This is a genomic window from Streptomyces sp. NBC_01520, assembly GCF_045040375.1.
Lineage (GTDB): Bacteria > Actinomycetota > Actinomycetes > Streptomycetales > Streptomycetaceae > Streptomyces.
Genome location: NZ_CP109404.1, coordinates 2,364,705 through 2,389,049 on the forward strand (window position 1 = coordinate 2,364,705; position 24,345 = coordinate 2,389,049).

Sequence of the window (24,345 nt, forward strand, 5' to 3'; positions counted from 1 at the left end):
TACGGGGCCGGAGCCCGGTGCATCCGTGTGCCCGAGCCCGGTCCTCGCAGGAGAGGCCCAGCCCGCCATGACCGTACGCCGCCGCGCGGCAGCGCTCGCGATCACCGCCGTGCTCTGTGCCGCCGCCGCCCCTGCGGCGGTCGCCGCCCCGAGCCCGTCCCCCTCTCCGTCCGCGGCGCTGCCGCCCGGTCTGTACGGGACGAAGGACCCGGCGTACGACGGCGTGTGGCGCCAGTCGGTGGCCTTCCTGGCGCAGAAGATCGAGCTCGTCACGCCTGCCACGCAGTCGGTGGACTGGCTCGTCGGCCAGCAGTGCGCCGACGGGGCCTTCACCTCGTACCGCGACGCCTCCGTGCCCTGTGACGACAAGACGGTGGCGGACACCAACGCGACCGCGGCGGCGGTCCAGGCCGTGGTCGAGCTGGCCGTGCACCGCGAGGTCGTGGACAAGGGCGTCACCTGGCTGAAGTCCGTGCAGAACGAGGACGGCGGCTGGGGCTACAACCCGGGCAGCCCGAGCGACGCCAACTCCACCGCCGTCGTGATCGGCGCACTGGCCCGGGCGGGCGTACCGCTGGCCGCGGTCACGAAGCCGGGCGGCAGCACGCCGTACACGGCGCTGCAGTCGTTCGCCCTGCCGTGCGGGGGGAAGGACGGCGGGGCGTTCGCCTACCAGCCGGACAAGAACGGCAAGCTCACGGCCAACGCGGACGCCACGGCGGCGGCGGTGCTCGGCGCGATGGGCAAGGGCATGGCGGCCGGCACCTCCAACGCGGCGAAGGCGCCCTCCTGCGCCAAGGGCACGGACCTGACCCCGGAGCAGTCCGCGCAGAACGGCGCCTTCTACCTCGCGGGCGCCCTGGCCGGCTCCGGTCATCTGGAGCTGCCGCCGATGCCGGGCGCCGAGGACACCGAGCCGCAGCCGGACTTCGGCAACACCGCCGACGCCGTCGTCGCGCTGGCGGCGTCGGGTCACAAGGACAAGGCGGCCGGAGCGGTCGCCTACCTGGAGAAGAACGCGCTGGGCTGGGCGAAGGAGGGCGGCCCCGCCGCCACCGCGCAGCTGGTGCTCGCCGCGCACGCGACCGGGACCGACGCCCGTGACTTCGGGGGCGTCGACCTCGTCAAGCAGCTCAACGCGACGGGCCCGGCGCCCGCCGCGACCGCCGTGCCCTCGCCTACCACGACCGCGCAGGAGCCGAAGGACACGAGCAGCGACGACGGCGGGCTCGGCGTCTGGTGGCTGGTCGGCATCGGACTCGCCTTCGGCGCGGGCATCGGCTTCCTGCTCAGCGGGCGCCGGAAGAACCAGCAGCTGTGAGGCGCCCGCCGGGCGGCACCGCGGCACTGCTTCTCCTCGTCGGCGCCCTGCTGGTCGTGCCGGCCGCGGGGAGCGCGCAGGCGGCGGGTTACCGCTACTGGTCGTTCTGGGAGGGCGACGGCGGGAAGAACTGGACGTACGCCACGCAGGGCCCGTCCCTGGTGCGGCCCGACGACGGCGCCGTGCAGGGCTTCCGCTTCTCGGTGAGCGAGGACTCCTCGGACTCGGCGCAGCCGCGCCGCGCCCCGGACTTCGGGGCGATCTGCGCGGGCACCCTGGCGAAGGACGGCCTCAAGCGGATCGCGCTGGTCATCGACCCGGGCACGGCGGCGGACGCCCCGGACGGTGAGACACCGCCCGTGCCGCGCACCGCCTGTGCGCGGGTGGCGCCGGAGGCGAGCACCGCGGAGGCGCTCGCCTCGGTGGCGAAGCCGCTGCGGTACGACAGTTCGGCGATGCTCTGCGCGATCTCGGGCTATCCGGCGTCGGGCTGCGGTGAGCAGGTCGGCGGGGACTCCGGTGCCCCGGGGTCCGGCGGCTCGGCCCCGGCGACCGCCGCGGACGCCGGGGATGCCGCCGGCGACCCGGACGGCGGCGGTCCGTCGGCCGGTGTGCTCACCGGGGTCGGTGCGGTGCTCCTGCTGGGTGTCGCCGCGGTGCTGCAGGCCCGTCGCCGCCGATGACCCGCGAAGCCGGCGCGGCCCGGCCGCACCGTGCCCTGCGCGCTCCCGAGGCGACCCGCAGCAACGCGCTGCCGGCCGGGGCCTGGTGGCTGTGGGCGCTCGGTCTGGCCACGGCCGCGTCCCGTACGACCAATCCGCTGCTGCTCGGACTGCTGGTGGGCGTGGCGGGCTATGTGGTGGCGGCGCGCCGTACGGATGCGCCGTGGGCCCGTTCGTACGGGGCGTTCATCAAGCTGGGGCTGTTCGTCGTCGGTGTGCGGCTGGTGTTCTCCGTGTTCCTCGGCTCACCGGTCCCGGGTACGCACACACTGTTCACGCTCCCCGAACTGCCGTTGCCCGACTGGGCGCAGGGCGTCAGGATCGGCGGCCGGGTCACGGCCGAGCAGGTCGTGTTCGCACTGTACGACGGGGCGAAGCTGGCGACCCTGCTGATCTGTATCGGTGCGGCGAACTCGCTCGCCAACCCGGCGCGGCTGCTGAAGTCGCTGCCGGGAGCGCTGTACGAGGTGGGGGTGGCCGTCGTCGTCGCGATGACGTTCGCACCGAATCTGGTCGCCGACGTGGTGCGACTGCGGACCGCCCGCAGGCTGCGCGGCCGGCCGACCGGCGGGATCGGGGCGGTGCTCCAGATCGGGCTGCCGGTGCTGGAGGGCGCCCTGGAGCGTTCGGTGGCGGTGGCGGCGTCGATGGACGCGCGGGGGTACGGGCGCACGGCCGAGGTCCCTGCCTCCGTCCGCCGCACCACGAACGCGCTGACGCTCGGCGGGCTGCTGGGCGTGTGCGCGGGAACGTACGCGCTGCTGTCCGCGCAGGGCGCGGTCTACGGGCTGCCGCTGCTGCCGGCCGGACTGGCCGCCGCCCTGGCGGGGCTCGGGCTGGGCGGCCGGCGCACGGTCCGCACCCGCTACCGGCCGGACCGGTGGGGCGCGCGTGCCTGGCTGGTCGCGGGCTCGGGTGCCGCCGTGGCCGGGGCGATGTTCTGGGCGGCCGCCGCCGATCCGGCGGCGCTGTACCCCGGTGTCGTGCCGCTGACCGCTCCCGTACTGCCGCTGTGGCCCGCCGCCGCGGTGCTGATCGGGCTGCTGCCCGCCGCCGTGGCGCCCGTCCCGCCGTCGGCCTCCCCCAAGAACTCCCAGGAGCAGGCGTGATCCGGTTCGAGCAGGTTTCGGTGCGGTACGAGGGAGCGGACCGTCCCACGCTCTCGGGGGTCGACCTCACGGTTCCCGAGGGTGAGCTGGTGCTGCTCGTCGGCCCGTCCGGGGTCGGCAAGTCGACTTTGCTGGGTGCCGTCTCCGGTCTCGTTCCGCACTTCACCGGCGGTGTGCTGACCGGCCGGGTGACGGTCGACGGCCGGGACACCCGTATCCACAAGCCCCGTGAACTCGCCGATCTGGTGGGCACGGTGGGCCAGGACCCGCTCGCGCACTTCGTCACCGACACCGTCGAGGACGAACTGGCGTACGGCATGGAGTCGCTGGGCCTGGCCCCCGACGTGATGCGGCGGCGGGTCGAGGAGACGCTGGACCTGCTGGGCCTGGCGGAGCTGCGCGACCGGCCGATCGCCACGCTGTCCGGCGGCCAGCGGCAGCGGGTCGCGATCGGGTCGGTCCTCACCCCGCATCCGAAGGTCCTGGTCCTGGACGAGCCGACGTCCGCCCTGGACCCGGCCGCCGCCGAGGACGTCCTGGCGGTACTCCAGCGGCTGGTGCACGACCTGGGCACGACCGTGCTGATGGCCGAGCACCGGCTGGAGCGTGTGGTGCAGTACGCCGACCAGGTCGTCCTGCTGCCGTCACCGGGCGCCGCCCCGGTGACGGGCGCGCCCGCGGACGTCATGGCCGTCTCGCCCGTACGCCCGCCGGTCGTGGACCTGGGCCGGCTCGCCGGGTGGGAGCCGCTCCCGCTGTCGGTGCGCGACGCGCGGAAGCGGGCGGTGGGCCTCCGCGAACGGCTGGTGTCCGTGCCGCTCCCGGCGCCCGAGGGACCGTCCCGGGAGGCCGCCCCGGACCCCCTCCCCGCTCCCGCCGCCGTGCCCCCCGGATTCCTCGACCGGCTGCTCGGCCGCCGTCCGCGCCCCACGCCCGGGCCCGTACCGGGCGACGGCGTCACCCGGATCGAGGGCCTCGGGGTGCGGCGCGGGCGCGTCGAGGCGCTGCGCCGGGTGACGCTGTCCGTCGCGCCCGGGGAGACCGTGGCCCTGATGGGCCGCAACGGCGCGGGCAAGTCGACCCTGCTGACCACACTCGTCGGGATGATCGAACCCACCACGGGCTCGGTCCTCGTCGGGGGTCTGCACCCGTCCCGTACACCGCCGCGCACCATGGCGCGCCGGGTCGGACTCGTGCCCCAGGAGCCGCGCGACCTGCTGTACGCGGACACGGTCGCCGCCGAGTGCGCCGCGGCCGACTCCGACGCGGGCGCGCCCCCGGGCAGTTGCCGGGCCCTGGTCTCCGAGCTGCTGCCCGGTGTGCCGGACGACACCCACCCGCGCGATCTGTCCGAGGGGCAGCGGCTCGCCCTCGCGCTCGCCCTGGTCCTCACCGCCCGCCCCCCGCTGCTCCTCCTGGACGAGCCGACGCGCGGCCTCGACTACGCGGCGAAGGCACGGCTCGTCGGCGTGCTGCGGCGGCTGACCGCGAAGGGGCACGCGATCGTCCTCGCCACGCACGACGTGGAGCTGACGGCGGAACTGGCCCACCGGGTGGTGATCCTGGCCGACGGCGAGGTCGTCGCCGACGGGCCGACCCGGCAGGTCGTCGTCTCCTCCCCGGCCTTCGCCCCGCAGACCGCGAAGATCCTCGCCCCGCAGCAGTGGCTGACCGTGGCACAGGTGCGTACGGCGCTGGAGGCGCACGCTCCCGGGAAGCGCCTCGCATGACCGGCTCCCGCCCGGTGCGCCCGGTCCGGATCGGCCCGCGGGCCGCTGCCGCGCTCGTCCTGGTCAGCACGATCGGGGTGATGGCCTTCGGCTGGCCCCTGCTGGCCGGCGAGGCGTCCGGTGTCACCGCCCACGCCGAGGGCGCGCCGTGGCTGTTCGCCGCGCTGCTCGTCCTGCTCGTCGGTGTGGTCGTGGCCACGGTCGCGGACGGCGGCCTGGACGCGAAGGCCGTCGCGATGCTCGGCGTCCTCGCGGCGGTGGGCGCCGCGCTGCGCCCGCTGGGGGCGGGGACGGCTGGTCTGGAGCCCATGTTCTTCCTGATGGTGCTGAGCGGCCGGGTCCTGGGGCCCGGTTTCGGCTTCGTGCTCGGCTCGGTGACGCTGTTCGCCTCCGCGCTGCTCACCGGCGGGGTGGGGCCGTGGATGCCCTTCCAGATGCTGTCGACGGGCTGGTTCGCGATGGGCGCGGGCCTGCTGCCCGGCCCGGAGCGGCTGCGCGGCCGGGGCGAGGTGCTGATGCTCGCGGCGTACGGCTTCGTGGCGGCGTTCGCGTACGGCACGGTGATGAATCTGCAGGGCTGGACGCTCGTGTCGGGGCTCGGTTCCGGGATCTCCTTCGTCGGGGGCGGCCCCCTGCACGAGAACCTGGTCCGCTTCCTCGCGTACTGCCTGGCGACCTCGCTCGGCTGGGACCTGGGCCGTGCCGTCCTCACCGTGGTCCTGACGCTCACGGTCGGCCCCACCCTGCTGAAGGCCCTGCGCCGGGCCACCCGGCGCGCCGCCTTCGAGGCCCAGGTCACATTCGACGTCCCGAAGGGGTGAGTGTGCCCACAGGACCTCGGTCCTGTACGACCCGGCCCAGGAGGCCGGGACCCCCTGCCCGGCCCCTGTTCCCGGCGGTCCGGAGGGGGCCTTCGGCCTCCGGCTACGAGGCGGGGTCGTAGGGGCGGTCGTTGCGCGGCCCGGACGGTGTGGCTGACGATGGACGACGTCGCCGAGCACCGCGGCGTCCACCCCGGTGGACCGCGGTCGGCGAGTGCCGGTCCCCCGTTCGTGGGCCGGCCGCGACTCCCCCGTCCCCGACGAGAGGTTCCTACGTGTCGTTCGCCCGTCGCATTTCTGCCCGGCCCCGCGTCACCCGCCGCACAGCCGCCGTCACCGGCGCCTCCGTGCTGCTGGGTGCCACCGGAATCGCCCTCGGCGTGACCCCCGCGACGGCGGCCCCCGCCGCGCCGACGTCCGCGTCGAGCGCCAAGGCCACGGCGAAGAAGATGATCGACGACGACGCGCAGTTCACCTGCTTCGACAAGATCGTGGACCACGAGAGCGACTGGGACACGCACGCCTCCAACGCCTCCTCCGGTGCGTACGGCCTGGTCCAGGCGCTGCCCGGCTCGAAGATGGCCTCGGCGGGCTCCGACTGGCAGACCAACGCCAAGACGCAGATCGAGTGGGGCGTGGACTACATGGAGGACCGCTACGGCAGCCCGTGCGGCGCCTGGGACTTCTGGCAGTCCAACGGCTGGTACTGATCCACCGCACCCACGCACACCGCGGGGCCCCGACCGGTTCGCCGGTCGGGGCCCCGCGGGGCGTCCGGACCTGTTCACTCCCGCTGGGCGGCGAGTCTGACGGGGCGTTCCGGGCGCCGTAGCCGTCGTGACCGCCGGTGCGCTCGACGAGTTCGAAGAAGAGGCGGCCGGTCGTCATGGTGCAGCCGTGCCGGAACTCCCCCTTCTCGTCCCGGTCGTAGAGGATGTTGAGCTCGCGGTACGTCTCCAGCTCTCCGGGGGCGAACACGTGGCACGCGGCCAGGTCGTCGTAGTAGTTCGCCGAAACCGGCTTCGCCGTCGCCGGTTTCGCCGTGGCCTTCGCCTCGCAGATCGCCGGCCCCGACGGGGACGACTGGGCCGGGGTCGCGCTGTTCGCTGCCGCGCTCTGCCTGCCGTCCGTCGTCGCGGCGTTCACGGCACGCGAGACCGCGCACGTGGAGACGGAGCGTCTCGGGGACCAGGACGCCGCTCGGGGTCTGATCCCGGCCCGATGATCCCTGGACCGTCCAGACCCCCGCCCGGGCCGCCGTACCCCTCCGGGGATCATGAGGTGCATGAACGCCCTGCTCTCCGGCTTCGCCCCCGTCTGGACGCTGACCGCCATCGGTTACGCGGCCGGGCGGGGGCGGCTGCTCGGAGAACAGGCGGAGGCGGTGCTCGGCCGGTTCGTCTTCCATGTGGCCATGCCCGCGGCCCTGTTCATGATGGTCTCGCGCGCCGACCTGGGCTCCTTCGTGAACGCGTCACTGATCGTGTTCGGCGCCGGATCGGTCCTCGTGTCGGGTCTCGGTCTGCTGGTGGTCCGGCGCTTCTTCGGCCGCAAGACGGCCGACGGGGCGATCGGCGGCATGGCGTCGGGGTACGTCAACTCCGCCAACCTCGGTATACCGGTGACCGTCCAGGTGTTGGGTGACGCGTCGTTCGTCGCCCAGGTCATCCTGTTCCAGGTGCTGTTGATGTCCCCGGTGGTCCTGACGCTGCTGGACACCGGCACCGACCGGGGCCGCACCCACTGGCGGGCCGGTCTGCGCCGCATGGGGACCATGCCGGTCCGCAATCCCGTCATCGTGGCGTCCGTGCTCGGTGTGGCCGTGTCGGCGGCCGGACTGCGGCTGCCCGACGCGCTCGCCCGCAGCGGAGACCTGCTGGGGGCCGCCGCCGTACCCGCCGCCCTGATCACGCTCGGCCTGTCGCTGCACGGCCGGCCGGATCCGGCGGACCCGGTCGCCGCACCGGGCAGCCGGGCGGAGGTGGCGGTGGTGGTGGCCCTCAAGACGGTCGTCCACCCCCTGGTCGCCCTGGTCATCGGCGGTCCGCCGCTCCTGGACCTGCCTGCCGACCAGCTTCTCGCGGTGGTGCTGTGCTCGGCACTGCCGACCGCCCAGAACGCGTTCGTCTACGCCCGTGAGTACGGTCTGGACACCACGCTCGCCCGCGACGCCGTGGTCGCGTCCACGGTCGTGTCGATGGCCACGCTGTCCCTGACCGCCTGGGCGCTGGGACCGTCGCGCGGCTGAGCCGTTCGAGTGGCGGACCGGTGGTTCCGGGCGGATGCCGGTCTGACGCGGCGATCCCGGCCGAAGGGGGTGCCGGAACGGTTTTCCGTTCCGGCACCCCCTTCGCCGTGCGCGCGGGCCCTACCGCTTCCCGGCCGTGGTCCCGGCCACCAGCACCCCGTCGCCCTCGTCCGCCGTACGCCCGGACGCCGGGCGCGTCACGTCGTCGGTGCGGGGCAGCAGCTTCCGGGGTCCGGACAGCACATGGGTCAGCCCGAAGCCCAGGGCGACGACCAGCGCTCCGCCGACCGCGTCCAGCACCCAGTGGTTGCCCGTGGCGACGATGGCGGAGACCGTGAACAGCGGGTGGAGCAGACCGAGGGCCTTCATCCACGTCTTCGGCGCGAGCAGCACGATCACCACCCCGCACCACAGCGACCAGCCGAAGTGCAGCGAAGGCATCGCCGCGTACTGGTTGGTCATCGCGGTCAGCGCCCCGAAGTCGGGGCTCGACAGGTCCTGCACCCCGTGGACCGTGTCGATGAAGCCGAGGCCCGGCATCAGGCGCGGCGGGGCCAGCGGGTAGAGCCAGAAGCCGGCCAGGGCCAGGACCGTGGCGAAGCCGATGGAGCTGCGGGCCCAGCGGTAGTCCGGAGGCCGGCGCACATACAGCACCCCGAGGATGGCGAGCGGCACGATGAAGTGGAACGTCGAGTAGTAGTAGTCGAAGAAGTCCCGCAGCCAGGTGATGTCGACGACCGCGTGGTTGATCCGGTGCTCGATGTCGATGTGCAGCCACTGCTCGATGGAGTGGATCTGCCGGCCGTGCTCCTCGGCGGTGGCGCGGCCGGCGGTCGCCGCCAGCCGGACCTGCGCGTACGCGGAGTAGACGACCCGGATCAGCAGGAGTTCCAGCAGCAGGTTGGGGCGGCCGAGCACCCGTCTCCAGAAGGGCATCAGCGGCACCCGGGCGAAGCGGGACGCGACCGGCCGGGCGTGGTCCGTGGGAACGGGGCGCTGCCAGTACGGCGACGTACGGGACAGGAACGGCGCCACGCAGGCCGCGCCGAGGGCCGCGACGAGCAGCACGTTGTCGCGTACGGGCAGGAGCACCCCGACGTTCGGGAACAGCATCTTCCCCGGCAGGGTGACGACGAGCACCACGACGGCCGGGTACACCAGCCGGTCCGAGGCCCGGGTGCCGACCCGGCCGACGACGGCGAGCAGCACCCAGAGGAGCTGGTGCTGCCAGGCGGTGGGCGAGACGGCGGCGGCCACGCAGCCGGTGACGGCGACCGCCAGGAGGAGCTGCCCGTCCTGCGCGTAGCGGGCCGCGCGCCGCAGCCCGACGAAGGTGACGGCGGCGGCCAGCGCCAGGAACAGCGCGATCTCCAGGGGCCCTTCGAACCCGAGGCGGAGCAGTGCGCCGTGCAGGGACTGGTTGGCCAGGCCGGCCGGGCTGTCGCCGAGTCCGGCGCCCGCGAGGTGGCCCACCCAGTACGTCCACGAGTCGTGCGGCATCGCCGCCCAGGCCAGCGCCGTGCAGACGGCGAAGGCCGTGCCGCCGGCCGCCGCGGCCCGCCGCCGGCCGGTGAGCCAGAACAGGACGGCGAAGAGCAGGACGGTGGGCTGCAGGGCGGCGGCGATGCCGGTCAGCACGCCCGGCAGGCGCTCGCCGCGCGCCACGAAGCAGGCGAGGACGACCAGCAGGACGGGCAGGATGCTGGTCTGGCCCAGGTACAGGGTGTTGCGCACGGGCAGCGACACCATGAGCAGGGTGATCGCCACGGGGGCCGCGAGGAACGCGGTGCGGCGGCCGACGGGGCCGGGCAGGGCGCGGGCCGCGACGAGGCCGAGTGCCACGACGAGCAGCAGGGTGCCGAAGGTCCATGCCACGCCGAGGGCCTGTTCGGCCGAGGTGGTCAGCGGCTTCAGCACCAGCCCCGCGAACGGCGTGCCGGTGAACCTGCCGGGGTCGTACAGGGAGCCCACGGCACGCAGGACCCCGTCACCGCCCGTCCAGGCCGCCAGGTCGGCGAGGCGTTCACCGGGCTGCTCCCGCAGCACCACCGCCATCTGCCGTACCGCCAGCACGGCGACGACCAGCCAGAGGACGATCCGGGCCGCCCCGGCCCTCACTCCCGGGTCCGCCGCCACGTTCCCCCGCATACTGCGCTCCGCATCTGCCACGCCGCGCCGACCCTCCCACCGTTTGTGCACTGTCCCGTCGGCCCGGGTATGTGCGGATGAAGCCTCGCATTGCCCTGTGAGGTAGACCCAATCAACCCTCTCTTCGCCTGACTGTCACCACGCTTTTGCCCGAAAGAATGCTCAGAACATGAATGCCGCTCCCCCGCGCCGGCCGGAACCGGATCGATCCGGCCACTCGTCCGATCACCTGACCGGCCGTAGGTGCGCCGGACTTCCGGGGGAGATGGATCATGCGTCACGGACGGACACCGGGCGGCACGTACCGACGGGTGCTGTCGCTGCTGCTGGTGCTGGCGGCCCTGCAGCTCGGCTCGCTGATCGCCCCGGCGTACGCCTGCGGATGCGGGGCGATGGTCACGGCCGGCGATGCGCGGCTCTCGGTGGGCCGGGAGACCTCCGTCGTCCACTGGGACGGGCGGACCGAGCAGATCGTCATGCGGCTCACGGTCGACGGCGACGCCCCGGAGGCGGCCTGGGTCATGCCCGTACCGCACCGCGCCTCCGTGGAGCTGGGGGATCCGGGCCTGTTCGACGAACTGGCGGAGATCACCGCTCCGGTGTACCGGGACCGGCACTACTTCTGGCCGCGCGAGGGCGACTGGCCGCTGGAGGGGACGGACGGCGCCGGCGCCCCGGCCCCCGGTGCGGCCGGGGCGCCGGATGTCGGCGTGGTGGGCCGGGAGCGGCTGGGTCCGTTCGACGTGGCCCGGCTGACCGCGACGGACCCGGAGGCGCTGCGCGGCTGGCTGGAGTCGAACGGCTTCGAGCTGCCCGACAAGCTGGCGACCGCCCTGCGGCCGTACGTCGCACAGGAGTGGGAGTACGTCGCGGTGCGCCTGGCACCCGAGGAGGACGGGGCCGCCCTCGGCGGTGCGCTCGAACCGCTGCGGCTGAGCTTCGCCAGCGACCGGCTCGTGTACCCGATGCGGCTCTCGCGGCTCGCCCGCGACGGGCAGTCCCTGGGCCTGTACGTGATCGCGGAGCACCGGATGGAGCCGGCCGGAAGCATCGGCGGGCAGGAACCGGAGGTGACGTACGCCGGGCGGCTGGGGCGGACCGCGGACGGCGGCGCGCTCGGTGAACTCGTGGCGGACGGGCCCGCGTTCCTGACCGCGATCACCCAGTCCTTCCCGGAGCCGGAACGGATCGACGGCGACCACGAACTGCGGGCGGCCACCGCCGACACCCCGTACCGGACCGTCCACCACGTCGACAGGCTGCTGACGGTGGGCGGATTCCCGGTCTGGCTGCTGACGGTGCTCGCCCCGGTGCTGCTCCTCGCCGCGGCCGTACCGCTGTTCCTGCGGGCGCGGCGGCGACCGCTGCCGCCGCCGCTCCCCTGATCTCAGTCCTCGTACGCCGGGGCGTCCGCCTGCCATCCCGCGAACAGGGGGACGTCCGAGGTCCCGTCCAGGACGACGACGCCGAAGGGGCGGTCGAAGGCGATGTGCCGCACCACCTGCGGGCGGGGTGCGGCCCGCCCGCGCATGGTCACGACCGTGACCGCCGCGGCCTTGACGCCCTCCTCCGCGATCTTCAGTACGGCTTCCTGCACCACGGCGGAGACATGGAGGCGCCGGGGCGAGAGCCCGGAGAAGTCCGCTTCGAGCCGGCTGGTCGCGAGCCGCACCCCGAGCGCGGCCAGCTGGTCGGTGACCTGGATCTTTGTACGCAGGGTGAAGCGTGGGACCCCGATGGTCACCCGGTCCGCGTCCAGCGGGGCACGCTCCTGCGGAGGCGCCCACGCCGCGGGCAGGACCTGGGCGGGCCCCGTGCCGGGCTCACCCAGGACGAGCCTGATCCGTGCCGGGGCGGCACCGTCCGGCTCCGTGCGGCAGAGCAGCTCCACGACGTCCGCGCCCGCCACCGTCCAGGCGTCCCGCACCGGGACGGCCGCGTGCATGGTCGCCGCCGGCCGGGTCCTGCCCGCCGCGTCGGTGAACGGGACTCCCACGGTGCGGTCCGTGGCGAAGGGGGTCTCCCAGAATGCCTTCAGAGCCAGTGCGTTGACCAGTGCGAGCGCGACGTCCTCGTCCAGCTCCAGCGGCAGCCGTTCGATCAGGCCGCCGGTCCGCTCGCACACCCAGGCGTCGATCCCGTCCGGGTCCATCGGCCCGAAGGGAATGCCGGGCAGAGCCTGTTCGAACTCGGGGAGTACGGGCACCCTGGCCCACACCCGGGTGGCCACGCGCAGCGCCCCGGTCCGCTCCCAGTCCCGCGCCGCCCCGGTGACGACGCCTGCGGCCTCCCGCTCCGCGACCCCGAGCAGGGCGCGGAGTTCGGCGGCCGTCTCCCGGCGGGCGCCGGCCGCGACGGCGGTCAGCGCCAGCCAGAGCCCCGCGGGCGAGCACACGAAACTCCCGTCGCCCGCGCGCGCCAGCTCCCCTGTCCACCGCTCGCCGAGCCGCCGGACCGCTGCGTCCCGGGTCGCCGTGCCGGTCTCCCCCACCATCGCTGCTCCCTACATGTAAATGGTTCGTCATCCGGTCGTACCGGAGCCAGAATGAACCAATGACGTGGACCGTGGCCCCCGAACGATTCGACACCCCCGATGCGGCACTGCTGCGGCGCGACTACTACGACGAGGTGGCGAGCCGCTACTGGGGCCGTCCCGCGACCGCCGGGGAGATCGACGACGGCCTGGCCGGAGACGGTGTCGAGCGTCTCGGCCGACCCACCGGCGAGTTCCTGGTCGGGCGCCACGGGGGCGAGCCGGCGAGCTGCGCGGGGGTGCTGCTGGTCGACGCGGACACCGCCGAGCTGACCCGGGTGTTCGTACGCCCGGCGTTCCGCGCCACGGGGGGCGGGGGGCTGTTGCTCGCGGCCGCCGAGCGGGCGGCACGGTCCTTCGGGGTGCGGCGGATCCGGCTGGACACCCGCAACGACCTGGTGGAGGCGCGCGGCCTCTACACCAAGCACGGATACCGGGAGGTCCCGGCGTTCAACCAGGGGCCGTACGCGGAACACTGGTTCGCCAAGGAGCTGTGAGCTCCGGGGGCTTCCGGTCTCCGCCCGGGGCCCGCGGAGACCCCGCGGAGACCCCGCAGAGGGCCCACAGAGGGCCCGCAGAGGCCCCGCAGAGGGCCCGCAGGGGCGTACGCCGCCGTCAGGCCGAGTGGTCGCGGCGCGGTTCGGGCATGTGCGGGCGCTCCTTGCTCGATCCGCTCACCTCGGCGGTCAGTTCCGTCACGAGGCGGACCAGGTCGGTGGGCCGGTCCGGGCCCCACCAGTCGCCCAGCATCTCGGCCAGGGACTCCTCACGGGCCTGCGAGAGCTTGACCACGGCCTCGGCGCCCCGGTCGGTGAGCACCAGCTGCAGCCCCTCGCGGCGGGCCAGGCCGCGCCCCTCCACCTGCCGGGCCGCCTCGGTGATCACCTTCAGCGGCACGGGGGCGACATCGGCGAGCATGGCCGGTTCGACGGTGCCGTGCCGTTTGATGCGCAGCAGCAGCCAGCTGGCCGCCGGGAGCAGGTCGTACCCGGCCCTGGCGGTGATCTTCTCGTAGATCTCCCGGCGTCCTTCCCGGGTGGCCAGCACGGACAGGGCGCGTGCGCACTCGTCGTACGAGGACCGCTGGACGGGGTTCGATGCCAGGGTCTCGCTGGTGTCGGGGGCGGTCACCGAACCCCGCAGGGGGTCCTCCCTGAGGAACCAGGCGAAGGCGAAGGCGACCACGACGACGGGGGCCGCATAGAGGAAGACGTCGGTGATCGAGGTCGAGTACGCGCTGAGCACCGAGGGCCGCAGATCCGCGGGGAGCCGGCTGATGGCCCGCGGGTCCGCGGCGAGGGCCTCGGCGTCGACCCCGGGCGGCAGGGAGCGGCCGGCGAGTGCCTCGCCGAGTTTGCCGGTGAGCCGGTTGGTGAAGATGGTGCCGAAGACGGCCACGCCGAACGACGCGCCGATGGACCGGAAGAAGGTCGCTCCGGACGTGGCGACCCCCAGGTCCTCGTAGCTGACGGAGTTCTGGGCGACCAGTACGAGCACCTGCATGACCAGGCCGAGCCCCGCGCCGAAGACGAAGAAGTAGATGCTCATCTGCAGGGTGGAGCTGGTCTCCGACAGTTGGTGCAGCAGCATCAGACCGGCCGCGGTGAGGGCGGTGCCCGCGACGGGGAAGATCTTCCAGCGGCCCGTCCGGCTGACGATCTGGCCGGATCCGGTGGAGGTGATCAGCATGCCGAACACCATCGGCAGCATGTGCACGCCGGACATCGTCGGTGTGATGCCGTGGACCACTTGGAGGAAGGTCGGCAGATAGGTCATCGCGCCGAACATCGCGAAGCCGATGATGAAGCTGATGACGGCGACGAGGCTGAACGTCCTGATGTGGAACAGCTTGAGCGGCAGCACGGGTTCCGCCGCCCGGCGCTCGGTGTGGACGAACGCCACGAGGAGCACCACGGCGAGGACCGCGAGGGCGATGATCTGTACGGAGTCCCAGGCCCAGGTGGTGCCTCCCAGGGAGGCGACGAGGACCAGGCAGGTGGCGACCGAGGCGATGAGGAAGGTGCCCAGGTAGTCGATGGTGTGCTTGGTGCGCCGGACCGGGATGTGCAGGACGGCGGCGATGACGAGCAGGGCCACGACGCCGATGGGCAGGTTGATGTAGAAGACCCAGCGCCAGCTGAGGTGCTCGGTGAAGAATCCGCCGAGGAGCGGCCCCAGGACACTGGTCACACCGAAGACGGCGCCGAACAGTCCCTGGTACTTGCCTCGTTCACGTGGGGTGACGATGTCTCCGACGATGGCCATGGACAGGACCATCAGTCCGCCGCCGCCGAGCCCCTGGAGTGCCCGGAAGCCGATCAGCTGCGGCATGTTCTGGGCCACGCCGCAGAGGGCGGATCCGATGAGGAAGATGACGATGGCCGTCTGGAACAGCTTCTTCCGGCCGTACTGGTCACCGAGCTTGCCCCAGAGCGGGGTCGCCGCCGTCGCGGCCAGCATGTAGGCGGTCACGACCCAGGACAGATGGTCCAGGCCGCCGAGTTCGCTGACGATGGTGGGCAGTGCGGTGGAGACGATCGTCTGATCGAGTGCGGCGAGCAGCATGCCGAGGAGCAGTGCGCCGATGGCGACCAGGACTCCGCGCCGGGACCTGCCCTCGCCCGGTGCGAGGGGCTGGGGGCTCAGCTGCTCGGCCATGTACGTCTCCTCGGGTCCGCTTCCACCCCATCCTGGCCGCTGCGCCCCGTTATGGCCTGCCGAGCAGCGGGGTGGGCGTTGGGCGGCCGGGCCGCGCGGCCTGCATAATCGCAGGCAGTTCAAAGGGGAGGGGAACCCACGATGACCGGACATATGTGCCCGGAGTGCGGTGGCGGGCGGGGTGCGGGACCGGTGGCGGGTGCGGATCCCGGGAGTACGGGACCCGTCTGCGCCTGCGGGGGGCGTACGGGCCCGTTGCCCGGCGAGGACCACCGGGCCGCCCGCTCCGCGGAGATGGCCGCGGCGGAGGACTTCGACCCGCTGCGGATCCGGCCGTACGTGACGCTGTCGAGCGACGACGCGCAGGCGCCCGCCGCGGCCACCACGATGCCGCTCTTCCTGGGCGGCGCGGCGGGTGGCGGTACGTCCGGTGGCCCGGCGGACCCGTTGCCGGACGCCGGCCCGGCGGACGAGTCCCGTCGGCGTACGGCCGCGGCCTACGCGGGCGGCGGCCCCGAGCCCGTGCAGCCGCGCCGCCGCCGGCCTTTCGCCGTCCTGGCCGTGGGGGCGGCCGTGGTCGCGGTGGTGGGTACGGCGGCCTTCGCGGGCGGACTGTTCGACAAGGACGACACCCGGGAGGAGGCCCTTCCCGAGATCACGACGAGTGTCCCGGACTCGAGTGACGGACCGGCCGCGTCCGTGTCGGAGTCCCCGTCCGCGTCCGCGTCGTCGGCACCTTCCCGGTCCGCGTCGGCGTCACCGTCCGCGTCTCCTTCCGCCTCCGCCCCGGAGAGCCCGTCGGCCTCCCCTTCGGCCACCACCGCCCCCGGAACTCCGTCGCCCTCGGCGTCGGCCACCGAGACCCCGGGCGAGTCGGCGGCGCCGCCCGCGCAGATCGCCGGGCCGACGCTGCGGCGTGGTGACCAGGGTCCGGAGGTCGCCGAGCTCCAGCGGCGGCTGCAGGAGAAGTGGCTCTATCACGACCGGGACAACGGGAACTTCTCGGACCGGGTGGAGCGGGCCGTGCGGGAGTTCCAGAGCTGGGTGTCCGTCCAGACCGATCCGCCGGGTGTGTACGGGCCGGAGACCCGTCGGGCACTGGAGGCCCAGACGACCGGTGAGGGCCGGGAGGGCTGACGGCCGGGGAGGGCGGGGCGGGTGGCCGGACCTGCGGGATTGGCGTTCCGGTCACGGTTTTTGTATCGTGATGGAACAAAGTGGCCTCCGCCCGTTTTCCCTGACCGGCGGGCGGGGCTGCTTGTTCTTCTGGGCAGCACGTCATGTGCCGCTCGCTGTTCCCCCCGCGCTCTGGAGCCTGCCGATGTCGGCCACCGTCCTCGAAGCACGCGCCCTCCTGCTGGACATGGACGGCACCCTGGTCAACTCCGACGCGGTGGTGGAGCGCTGCTGGCGCCGCTGGGCGCTCGCGCAGGGCCTCGACCCCGAGGCGGCGCTCAAGGTGGTCCACGGACGCCAGGGATACGCCACGATGGCCGCCCTGCTGCCGGACCGCCCCATGGAGCAGAACCACGCGGAGAACCGGATCATGCTCGCCGAGGAGACCGCCGACGTCGACGGCGTGGTGCCCGTAGCGGGTGCCACCGCCTTCATGGCCTCTCTCGCCACCCTCCCGCACGCGCTCGTGACCTCGGCCGACGAGGCGCTCGCCCAGGCCCGGATGACGGCCGCCGCCCTGCCGATGCCGGAGACCCGGGTCACGGCCGAGCTGGTCGGCGCCAGCAAGCCGGACCCCGAGGGCTTCCTCAAGGGCGCGGCGGAGCTGGGCTTCGAACCGGCGGACTGCATCGTCTTCGAGGACTCCGAGGCCGGCATCATGGCCGGCCGGGCGGCCGGCATGCGGATCGTGGGCATCGGCCCGCGCGCGGCGGCGCTCTCCCCCGACGCCCACGTCGACGACCTGACGCAGCTCCGGGTGGAGGCGGTCGGCGACGGCTCGATCCGTCTGCACATCGACGCCCGGTAGCAGCGCCGGCCACCAGGGCCCTCGGGGTCCCCGCGAAGCTCCCTCACCCCGCGACCCCGACGCGCCCGCCACGGTCCCGGTGCATCCACCCCCGGGCCACCAGCTCCAGCGCCAGCGCGACGGCCACCGCCATCAGCGCCACCAGGACGAACAGCCGCACGGCGCCCGCCTCCACGGGTGAGGCGCCGCCCAGCAGCACCCCCGCAAAGGCCCCGGGCAGGGTGACGAGCCCACGGTCCGGGTCTGGTCCAGCCCCGGCAGGAGCGCGTCGGAGGCGGGCGATCTCCAGCCGCGCGTCCCGGTCGGGCCGGCCGAGCGCCGTCCCGGCCCCCACCTCTCCCCACCGGGTCCCGAGCTCGTCCAGCGCCCGCCGCCCGCCGAGCACGGTCGGGCCGAGCGCGCCCCCGACGAGGATGCCCGCGACCGGGATCAGCGCGAGGCCGCGCACCGGGACAAGTCCGGTGAGCAGCGGCAGGCCGACCACGGGGACGACGCCGGCCCCGATCGGTGTCGCGGCCCGCCACCAGGTCCGGTTCCGGCGCCCCGCCGTCCACACCGCCACGGCGCGTCAGCGCGACGAAACCGAGCAGCGGCCCCGGCGAGCGCACCACCCGGCTGACGAGCAGGGACACGACGCCCAGTTGTACGGCGGCCCGCAGGCCGGCGACGAGGATCTCGCGCGAGCGGCCGAGCGAGGCCCCCGCGGCGACGGCGGCGGCGAACACCCAGGAGTACGGCGAGGACGACACCGAGCGGGGGAGTGACCGGAAGCAGCACACGGCCACGACAGGTCCGCCGCTCCGGAGCCCGGGGCGCCCCTGCGCCCGGATACCGGTGCCACCCGCCCGGCACACCGTCACGAACTGTCCGCATACGTCCCGTTGGTCCGCGAATCGCCCACGCCCCGTACCCGAACAGACTTCGGACCGGACGTCAGACCTAGCTCCCTACCCCTTGATGTGACGTGCACATGTCGCCACTCTGTTACCTGGCGACCATCCCACAGAAACCCGGCGCCGCCACGATGGCCTGGCCCACAGGTCGCCCACCCAAGGTCCCCCCACATCAAGGGAGTTCGCATGTCAGGTATCTACGCGCGTCGCATAGCCGTCGTCGCCGCCTCCGCCGCACTCGCCGCCACCACCGGGCTGCTCGCCGCCCCGACCGCCCAGGCCGCGATGCCCACCCCGGTCAGCGCGGCGACCGCCCGTACCTACCTCGGTCAGCTCACCGTCTCGGCCGAGGGCTCGTCCACCGGCTACAGCCGCGAGCAGTTCCCGCACTGGATCACCCAGTCGGGCGCCTGCAACACCCGCGAAGTGGTCCTGAAGCGGGACGGCACCAACGTCGTCCAGGACTCCGCCTGCGCCGCGACCAGCGGCAGTTGGTACTCACCGTACGACGGTGCCACGTGGAGCGCCGCCTCCGACGTGGACATCGACCACATGGTCCCGCTCGCCGAGGCCTGGCGCTCCGGCGCGAGCAGCTGGACCACGGCGCGGCGCCAGTCCTTCGCCAACGACCTGACCCGGCCCCAGCTCATCGCGGTCACGGACAACGTCAACCAGTCCAAGAGCGACCAGGACCCGGGCGAGTGGCTGCCGTCGCGCACGGCCTACCGCTGCACGTACGCCCGCGCCTGGGTGCACGTGAAGTACTACTACGGCATGACGGTGGACTCGACCGAGAAGAGCGCGCTGCAGTCCGTGCTGAACGGCTGCTGACCCACCTCACGTCCGGCCACCGGGACACGACCACCGGCCGGAACCAACCTGCCCTCCTCCGTCGTTCCGTACCGTACGGAGCCATCGGTCACGGCGACGCGAGGAGGGCACACATGGCCGGGCTACGCCTGGGACCACTGCTGCGGTACGTCGACTGGGAGTCGGGTTCCCGGGCGACCGTCTGGGTCGAGACGACCAGACCCTGTACCGCGGAGGTCCGCTGCGCGGACGGCGCCTCGGGCTCCTCCCCCACCTTCGCGGTCGAGGGGCACCACTACGCGCTGGTCGTGGTGACGGGACTGACGCCCGGCTCCACCGCGGCGTACGAGGTGCTGCTCGACGGCCGCCGCGTCTGGCCGCCCGAAGGATCCCGCTTCCCCGCGAGCACGATCACCACCCCCGCCGTGCCCCAGCCGGAGGAGGCCGGCCCCGTCCGGATCGCCTTCGGTTCCTGCCGCTGGGCGGCCCCGCCCGGCCGTGAGCACGACCCGGTCCCCCGCCTGCACCCGGTCGGGGCGGACCCCATCGGCCCGGACGCCCTCGACACCCTGGCCGTCCGGCTCGCCACCGATCCCACGGCCGTACGGCCCGACGTACTGCTCCTGCTCGGCGATCAGGTGTACGCGGACGAGACGTCGGACGCCACCCGGCAGCGGATCGCGGCGCGACGGGATCTGGACGAGCCGCCCGGGGCGGAGGTCGCTGACTACGAGGAGTACACCCACCTCTACGACGAGTCCTGGCGCGACCCCGACGTCCGGTGGCTGCTCTCCACGGTCCCCAGCTGCATGATCTTCGACGACCACGACGTCATCGACGACTGGAACACCAGCGGCGCCTGGCTGGAGGACATGCGGCGCACGCCGTGGTGGCACGAGCGGATCATCAGCGGCCTCATGTCGTACTGGGTCTACCAGCACCTCGGCAACCTCTCCCCCGAAGCCCTGGCCGCCGACCCGGTGTACGCGGCGGTGCGCGCCACCCCGGACGCCACGGAGACGCTGCGCCGGCACGCCGCCGAGTCCGACGCCGATCCGACGCGCACCCGGTGGAGCTACCGGCGTGTTTTCGGCCGAGTACGGCTGCTCATGGTGGACACCCGTGCGGCCCGAGTCCTGGGCGAGCAGGAGCGGGCGATGCTCAGTACCCAGGAGGCGCGATGGATGCGCGACGAGGCCCTCACCGACCGGGCCGCGTACGACCATCTGCTCGTCGGCACCTCCCTGCCGTGGCTGCTGCCGCCGCTCGTCCATGACGCGGAGACATGGAACGCGGCTCTGTGCCGCGGGGAGCGTGGCGGCCCCGACGGGCGCTGGGCGCGTATCGGCGAGAAGGTGCGCCGCGCCTCCGACCTGGAACATTGGGCGGCGTTTCCCGAATCCTTCCGTCAGCTGTCGGAGCTGCTGCGGGAGGCGGGCAGCGGTCCGGACGCCCCGGCGACGGTTTGCGTGCTCTCGGGCGATGTGCACCACGCCTACATCGCCGAACCCCACTGGTCCGGTCCCGCGCCGGACGGCACTCCCGGCGCACGGATCCTGCAGCTGACCTGCTCTCCCGTGCACAACTCCATCCCCGCCACGATAAGAGCCGGATTCCGTTTCGGCTGGAGCCGGGCGGGCCGGTGGCTCGGCCGCGGGCTGGCGCTCCACGCACGGGCGGGGGCCGCGCCGATGCACTGGCACAAGACCGGCGGACCCTGGTTCGGCAATCAGCTGATGACCCTCACCCTGCATGGCCGGAAAGCCGCGCTGACATTGGTTCAGGCCAGAGAAGAGCCGACGGGCGCACAGTTGGAGACCGTTCTGGAGCGCACACTGACGTCGAACGAATGAACGGATTTCAGCCAGCTATCAGAATGTTGAACTTGCAAGTAACGATGAGGCCTCCCTAACCTTTGGGCCCCAATCGGTTCACGTCCCCAGACCGAAGGAGCCCCCCCATGTTCGAACGCCTGGACAGGGCCCAGCCCTACGTACTCGGCCTCTTCCGTGCCGTCATCGGATTCCTCTTCGCCTGCCACGGCGCCGCCTCGCTCTTCGGCGTGCTCGGCGGGGCGATGGGTGGCGGCACCGTTCCCGCCGGCACCTGGCCCGGCTGGTACGCAGCCGTGATCCAGCTCGTCGGCGGCACCCTGGTCGCACTCGGCCTCGGCACCCGCTCCGCCGCGTTCATCGCCTCCGGATCCATGGCGTACGCGTACTTCAAGGTCCACCAGCCCGAATCGCTCTTCCCCCTGCAGAACGGCGGCGAGTCCTCCGCCGTCTTCTGCTGGGCCTTCCTCCTGCTGGTCTTCACGGGCCCCGGCGCCCTGGCCGTGGACAGGCTGTTCTCCTCGCGCACCCGTCCCGCGCACGAGGACGAGCCCAAGCGCGAACAGGGGCAGGCAGTCTCGGTCTGACCGAGGTCCGGGCCGACTGCCGCTTCACCCCCTCACGTACGTACGCCCCGGCCACCGTCGTCACTGGCGGCCGGGGCGTACGTGACCTGCACGACATCACCGGCCGTCCGGCGAACTCCGGGCAAACGGCGGGCGTACTCTGGAATGCTGACCCTGCCGCTCCTGCCGCTCTCCTGCGACGTCGCGGTGTTGACACGGTGATACACGGAACGGGGAATAGGAAAGTGCTCGAGAGTGTGGGTGCGCTGACAGGCAGCCCATGGATCTACGTCGTGGTCGCCCTCTCGGTACTCCTGGACGTCTTCCTGCCCGTCCTGCCCAGCGGGGTGCTGGTGATCGCGGCCGCCACGGCGGCAGCGGGCACTACCACGGTGACAGCGGTGGCCGGACAGGCTGCCCCGCAGGTCCCGTCCCTCCTGGTGCTCACCCTGAGCGCGGCGACCGCCTCCGTGCTCGGCGACCTCGTGGCCTACCGCCTCGCCTGGCGCGGCGGCGACCGCCTGGACCGGGCCATCGCCCGCTCCCGCCGCCTCACCACCGCACAGGAGCGCCTCGGCGCGGCACTGAGCCGCGGCGGCGGCGTGCTCGTCGTCGTCGCCCGTTTCGCCCCTGCCGGCCGCTCGGTCGTCTCCCTGGGCGCGGGCGCCGCCCACCGCCGGGCGAAGGACTTCCTGCCCTGGTCGGCCCTGGCCGGAGTGGCCTGGGCGGGCTACAGCGTGGGCCTCGGCTACTTCGGCGGCCAGTGGCTGGGTGCGACCTGGCTGGGCACGGCCGTCTCGGTGCTCGCCCTGTTCCTGGCGGGCGCCCTGGCGGCGCTCGTCGTCCGGCGGCCCGCACGCCTCCCGGCGGCGGTGGCCACCGGAGCCCCCGCGGGCCTCTGAGCCCCACGGCTCACACCCGGGCGGCGCCCCGTACCTCCAGGCCGTCCAGCAGCCGCTGGGTCGCCTCCGCGATCTCGGCGACCGCACGGTCGAAGACCTCCTGGTTGTGCGCGGCGGGCGCACGGAAGCCGGACACCTTGCGTACGTACTGCAGGGCGGCTGCTCTCATCTCCTCCTCGGTGGCCTCTTCGGGGATGGCGGGCGGGCGAAGGGTCTTGATACTGCGGCACATGTCTCCAGTGTGGACCGCACCACTGACAGCGCGCCCGGACCTCACACGTCCTCGACCCGCTCGACGGCCGGGATGACATAGGTCCCGTCGAGAACGGCCTGGCCGGGCCGGTAGAGGCGCATCACGGCCCCGAATCCCCCGGTGGGCGCCGGCAGCCAGTTGGCCGCCCGGGCGGGGTCCGCCGGCGGCTCCGCGGACAGGTGGACGGTCAGCGATCCGTCGGCCTCGTACACGAGTCCGGGCGTACGGTCCCCGACGGCGTACCGGTCCGCCGGATTCGGGACCAGGTGGTGGCCCAGGGCGTCGTACACGGTCACCGACCAGAGCGCCCGGACCGGCGGCGGCTGCGCGAGGCGCAGCACGTAGCGGTGCGCACCGTCGAGCGGGCGCCCGCGGGAGTCGTGGGCGGTGCGCGCGTACACCGCCTCGTACCCATGGGGCATCCACAGCGCCTGTCGCGCGGCCACCGCCCTGACCAGGTACGACGCCTCCCGGTCCGCGATCTGCCACTCCGGTGAGCCGATCGTGCCGACGCCGTGGTGGTCCAGGTTGTGGTCCGCCAGGTGCGGGCGCGCCTCCCAGGCCCCCGGCTCGCCCTTCCGCGGACGTCCGGCCTCCTCCACCCGCGCCCTGCCCAGCGCGCGCCCCTCGGTCAGCGCGCGGACGAGCCCGGACCCGGCCGACACATAGGGCGAGGGCCCCTCCTCCAGGAGCCCCAGCGGCTGGAAGCGGTCCTGGTAGGCACGATCGGCGGCGGCTGGCGGGAAGTCGGCCATCCACACCCGGAGCTGCTCGAAGAACCGCAGCTCCTCGGGTACGCCGGAGTCGGGCGCGGGTAGCCCCGTCCGGTGCGCCGACGCGCCCAGGTGCGTGAGGGTGAGTTCCTGCTGCAGCGCGCGCACCCGGGGCAGGTCCTGGGGGCCGTCGCAGGCGATGCGGCCGATGAGGGACACGACGGACGTGGGTGCGTCGATGACGCCCGTCACCACGTCGGGCACGGTCCCGGACCAGCCGGGCGGCACGATCAGCCAGTCCCCCTCGCCGGTGCCGGTGGCCCTGCTGCCCAGGTAGGCGAAGGAATTGCTCCACGCGTCCACGAACTGCAGCACGTAGTACGACCCGCCGGTGTCCGGCACGTGCAGCCGGACGGGGCCGCCGGACAGATCGAGCTGGGCGAACGCGTCGACGAGGTCGCTCGTGCCCCACGGGACATGGGCCTCGGGCGTGGCGGGCCCCTCCGCGTGGGCGAAGTCGTTGAACGGGGCGGGCCCCGGCACGCCGAAGCCCTCCTGGAGGCCCGCCTGGACCGCGCAGAGGTCGCGGACCAGTGGCGACCCGTAGACGTACGCGTCGGCGGCGAGGAGGAACGTGCCCTGTCCCACGTCAGAAGGCCGCCTTCGAGCGGCCCGCCGTGCACAGGGCCCAGATCACGAAGGTGTCGATCGCGATCGAGATGATCGCCCGAACCGGCTGGTACGGCAGCCACATGAAGTTGGCGATCAGCGTCAGCCCGGCGAGCCCGGCGCCCACCGCCCGGGCCCGGCCGACGCCCCTCAGGATGCCCGGGCCGACGAGCGCGAGGACGACTCCGAGGATCAGGTGGATCCAGCCCCAGGCCGTCACGTCGAGCTTGAAGGTGTACTCGTCGATACGCGCGTACACGTCGTCCGGGGCGAGCCCGGCGGTCCCCTTGATCACGGCCAGGATTCCGTCGACGAGCAGCAGGACCCCGGCGAACATCGTCCCTCCGGCCGCCCAGGCACTGCCGGAGCCGGACGGCGGCGGACCGGGGGCGAGGGCGAGGGCCGACGGTGCTGTCTGAGCCATGGATTCCTC

General features: G+C 73.5%; 22 protein-coding genes and 2 pseudogenes. 16 read left to right on the forward strand and 8 right to left on the reverse strand.

The window, feature by feature from the left end:
- Nucleotides 1–67: 67 nt before the first annotated feature.
- The 6 genes from OG524_RS10740 (at nucleotide 68) to OG524_RS10765 (ending at nucleotide 6,413) form a co-directional block, all read left to right on the forward strand.
- Nucleotides 68–1,321: a prenyltransferase/squalene oxidase repeat-containing protein gene (locus tag OG524_RS10740; protein WP_405391146.1), complete on the forward strand. Its 1,254-nt coding sequence runs from the start codon at nucleotides 68–70 to the stop codon at nucleotides 1,319–1,321.
- Nucleotides 1,318–2,004, forward strand: coding sequence for an SCO2322 family protein (locus OG524_RS10745; RefSeq protein WP_405809995.1), 687 nt, complete (start codon nucleotides 1,318–1,320; stop codon nucleotides 2,002–2,004). The genes OG524_RS10740 and OG524_RS10745 overlap by 4 nt, the downstream gene beginning before the upstream one ends.
- Complete coding sequence (locus tag OG524_RS10750) at nucleotides 2,001–3,152, forward strand: energy-coupling factor transporter transmembrane component T (RefSeq protein ID WP_405809997.1); 1,152 nt, start codon at nucleotides 2,001–2,003, stop codon at nucleotides 3,150–3,152. The genes OG524_RS10745 and OG524_RS10750 overlap by 4 nt, the downstream gene beginning before the upstream one ends.
- A complete protein-coding gene (locus tag OG524_RS10755; protein ID WP_405809999.1) occupies nucleotides 3,149–4,882 on the forward strand; it encodes an ABC transporter ATP-binding protein in 1,734 nt (577 codons plus the stop codon). The genes OG524_RS10750 and OG524_RS10755 overlap by 4 nt, the downstream gene beginning before the upstream one ends.
- A complete protein-coding gene (locus tag OG524_RS10760; protein WP_405391142.1) occupies nucleotides 4,879–5,703 on the forward strand; it encodes an ECF transporter S component in 825 nt (274 codons plus the stop codon). The genes OG524_RS10755 and OG524_RS10760 overlap by 4 nt, the downstream gene beginning before the upstream one ends.
- A 275-nt stretch (nucleotides 5,704–5,978) precedes the next feature.
- A complete protein-coding gene (locus OG524_RS10765; protein ID WP_405391141.1) occupies nucleotides 5,979–6,413 on the forward strand; it encodes a lytic transglycosylase domain-containing protein in 435 nt (144 codons plus the stop codon).
- 100 nt (nucleotides 6,414–6,513) lie between these two features.
- On the opposite strand, the pseudogene OG524_RS10770 reads toward OG524_RS10765, so the two are convergent.
- Nucleotides 6,514–6,720: pseudogene (locus tag OG524_RS10770) on the reverse strand (sugar phosphate isomerase/epimerase and 4-hydroxyphenylpyruvate domain-containing protein); the annotation flags it as partial.
- Between OG524_RS10770 and OG524_RS10775 the strand changes: the two are divergent.
- Nucleotides 6,716–6,928, forward strand: a pseudogene (locus OG524_RS10775) (MFS transporter); the annotation flags it as partial. The pseudogenes OG524_RS10770 and OG524_RS10775 sit on opposite strands and share 5 nt — an antisense overlap.
- A 60-nt stretch (nucleotides 6,929–6,988) precedes the next feature.
- On the forward strand, nucleotides 6,989–7,951 hold the full coding sequence (locus tag OG524_RS10780) for an AEC family transporter (RefSeq protein ID WP_405391140.1): 963 nt from the start codon (nucleotides 6,989–6,991) through the stop codon (nucleotides 7,949–7,951).
- A gap of 120 nt (nucleotides 7,952–8,071) precedes the next feature.
- Here OG524_RS10780 and OG524_RS10785 read toward each other — a convergent pair whose 3' ends face one another.
- On the reverse strand, nucleotides 8,072–10,099 hold the full coding sequence (locus OG524_RS10785; protein ID WP_405810001.1) for a bifunctional glycosyltransferase 87/phosphatase PAP2 family protein: 2,028 nt from the start codon (nucleotides 10,097–10,099) through the stop codon (nucleotides 8,072–8,074).
- A 272-nt stretch (nucleotides 10,100–10,371) separates the two neighbouring features.
- Here OG524_RS10785 and OG524_RS10790 point away from each other — a divergent pair, with 272 nt between their 5' ends.
- The gene (locus tag OG524_RS10790) at nucleotides 10,372–11,484 is read left to right on the forward strand and encodes a DUF2330 domain-containing protein (protein ID WP_405391138.1); all 1,113 of its coding nucleotides are present in this window, start codon (nucleotides 10,372–10,374) and stop codon (nucleotides 11,482–11,484) included.
- Between the two features lie 2 nt (nucleotides 11,485–11,486).
- On the opposite strand, the gene OG524_RS10795 is transcribed toward OG524_RS10790, so the two are convergent.
- Nucleotides 11,487–12,593 (reverse strand): serpin family protein, encoded by a 1,107-nt coding sequence (locus OG524_RS10795; RefSeq protein WP_405391137.1) that lies wholly within the window; start codon nucleotides 12,591–12,593, stop codon nucleotides 11,487–11,489.
- A gap of 59 nt (nucleotides 12,594–12,652) precedes the next feature.
- Here OG524_RS10795 and OG524_RS10800 point away from each other — a divergent pair, with 59 nt between their 5' ends.
- Entirely contained in the window at nucleotides 12,653–13,129 is a 477-nt protein-coding gene (locus tag OG524_RS10800) for a GNAT family N-acetyltransferase (protein WP_405391136.1), read from the forward strand.
- A gap of 118 nt (nucleotides 13,130–13,247) precedes the next feature.
- Here the strand turns inward: OG524_RS10800 and OG524_RS10805 are convergent, their stop codons facing one another.
- Nucleotides 13,248–15,290, reverse strand: a complete 2,043-nt coding sequence (locus OG524_RS10805; protein ID WP_405391135.1) for a DHA2 family efflux MFS transporter permease subunit — start codon at nucleotides 15,288–15,290, stop codon at nucleotides 13,248–13,250.
- Nucleotides 15,291–15,431: 141 nt separating this feature from the next.
- Between OG524_RS10805 and OG524_RS10810 the strand changes: the two genes are divergently transcribed.
- Entirely contained in the window at nucleotides 15,432–16,427 is a 996-nt protein-coding gene (locus OG524_RS10810) for a peptidoglycan-binding protein (RefSeq protein ID WP_405391134.1), read from the forward strand.
- 184 nt (nucleotides 16,428–16,611) lie between these two features.
- Nucleotides 16,612–17,274 (forward strand): HAD-IA family hydrolase, encoded by a 663-nt coding sequence (locus OG524_RS10815; RefSeq protein ID WP_405391133.1) that lies wholly within the window; start codon nucleotides 16,612–16,614, stop codon nucleotides 17,272–17,274.
- Nucleotides 17,275–17,317: 43 nt separating this feature from the next.
- Here OG524_RS10815 and OG524_RS10820 read toward each other — a convergent pair whose 3' ends face one another.
- Nucleotides 17,318–17,836 (reverse strand): ABC transporter permease, encoded by a 519-nt coding sequence (locus OG524_RS10820; protein WP_405810005.1) that lies wholly within the window; start codon nucleotides 17,834–17,836, stop codon nucleotides 17,318–17,320.
- Nucleotides 17,837–18,353: 517 nt separating this feature from the next.
- Here OG524_RS10820 and OG524_RS10825 point away from each other — a divergent pair.
- The 4 genes from OG524_RS10825 to OG524_RS10840 all read left to right on the forward strand — a co-directional run bounded on the left by OG524_RS10825 (nucleotide 18,354) and on the right by OG524_RS10840 (nucleotide 22,277).
- Nucleotides 18,354–18,998: an HNH endonuclease family protein gene (locus tag OG524_RS10825; protein WP_405391131.1), complete on the forward strand. Its 645-nt coding sequence runs from the start codon at nucleotides 18,354–18,356 to the stop codon at nucleotides 18,996–18,998.
- A 113-nt stretch (nucleotides 18,999–19,111) separates the two neighbouring features.
- Nucleotides 19,112–20,830 carry an alkaline phosphatase D family protein gene (locus tag OG524_RS10830; RefSeq protein ID WP_405391130.1) on the forward strand — a complete coding sequence of 573 codons (1,719 nt, stop codon included), beginning with the start codon at nucleotides 19,112–19,114 and terminating at the stop codon, nucleotides 20,828–20,830.
- Between the two features lie 107 nt (nucleotides 20,831–20,937).
- A complete protein-coding gene (locus OG524_RS10835) occupies nucleotides 20,938–21,396 on the forward strand; it encodes a DoxX family protein (RefSeq protein ID WP_405391129.1) in 459 nt (152 codons plus the stop codon).
- Nucleotides 21,397–21,620: 224 nt separating this feature from the next.
- Nucleotides 21,621–22,277, forward strand: a complete 657-nt coding sequence (locus tag OG524_RS10840; protein WP_405391128.1) for a DedA family protein — start codon at nucleotides 21,621–21,623, stop codon at nucleotides 22,275–22,277.
- Between the two features lie 10 nt (nucleotides 22,278–22,287).
- On the opposite strand, the gene OG524_RS10845 is transcribed toward OG524_RS10840, so the two are convergent.
- From OG524_RS10845 to OG524_RS10855, 3 genes are read right to left on the reverse strand one after another with little or no spacing between them, the layout of a single operon-like run.
- The gene (locus OG524_RS10845) at nucleotides 22,288–22,509 is read right to left on the reverse strand and encodes a DUF2277 domain-containing protein (protein ID WP_376368133.1); all 222 of its coding nucleotides are present in this window, start codon (nucleotides 22,507–22,509) and stop codon (nucleotides 22,288–22,290) included.
- Nucleotides 22,510–22,550: 41 nt separating this feature from the next.
- Nucleotides 22,551–23,891 carry a DUF1254 domain-containing protein gene (locus OG524_RS10850; RefSeq protein WP_405810008.1) on the reverse strand — a complete coding sequence of 447 codons (1,341 nt, stop codon included), beginning with the start codon at nucleotides 23,889–23,891 and terminating at the stop codon, nucleotides 22,551–22,553.
- A 1-nt stretch (nucleotide 23,892) separates the two neighbouring features.
- Nucleotides 23,893–24,336 carry a hypothetical protein gene (locus tag OG524_RS10855; RefSeq protein ID WP_405391126.1) on the reverse strand — a complete coding sequence of 148 codons (444 nt, stop codon included), beginning with the start codon at nucleotides 24,334–24,336 and terminating at the stop codon, nucleotides 23,893–23,895.
- Nucleotides 24,337–24,345: the final 9 nt, after the last annotated feature.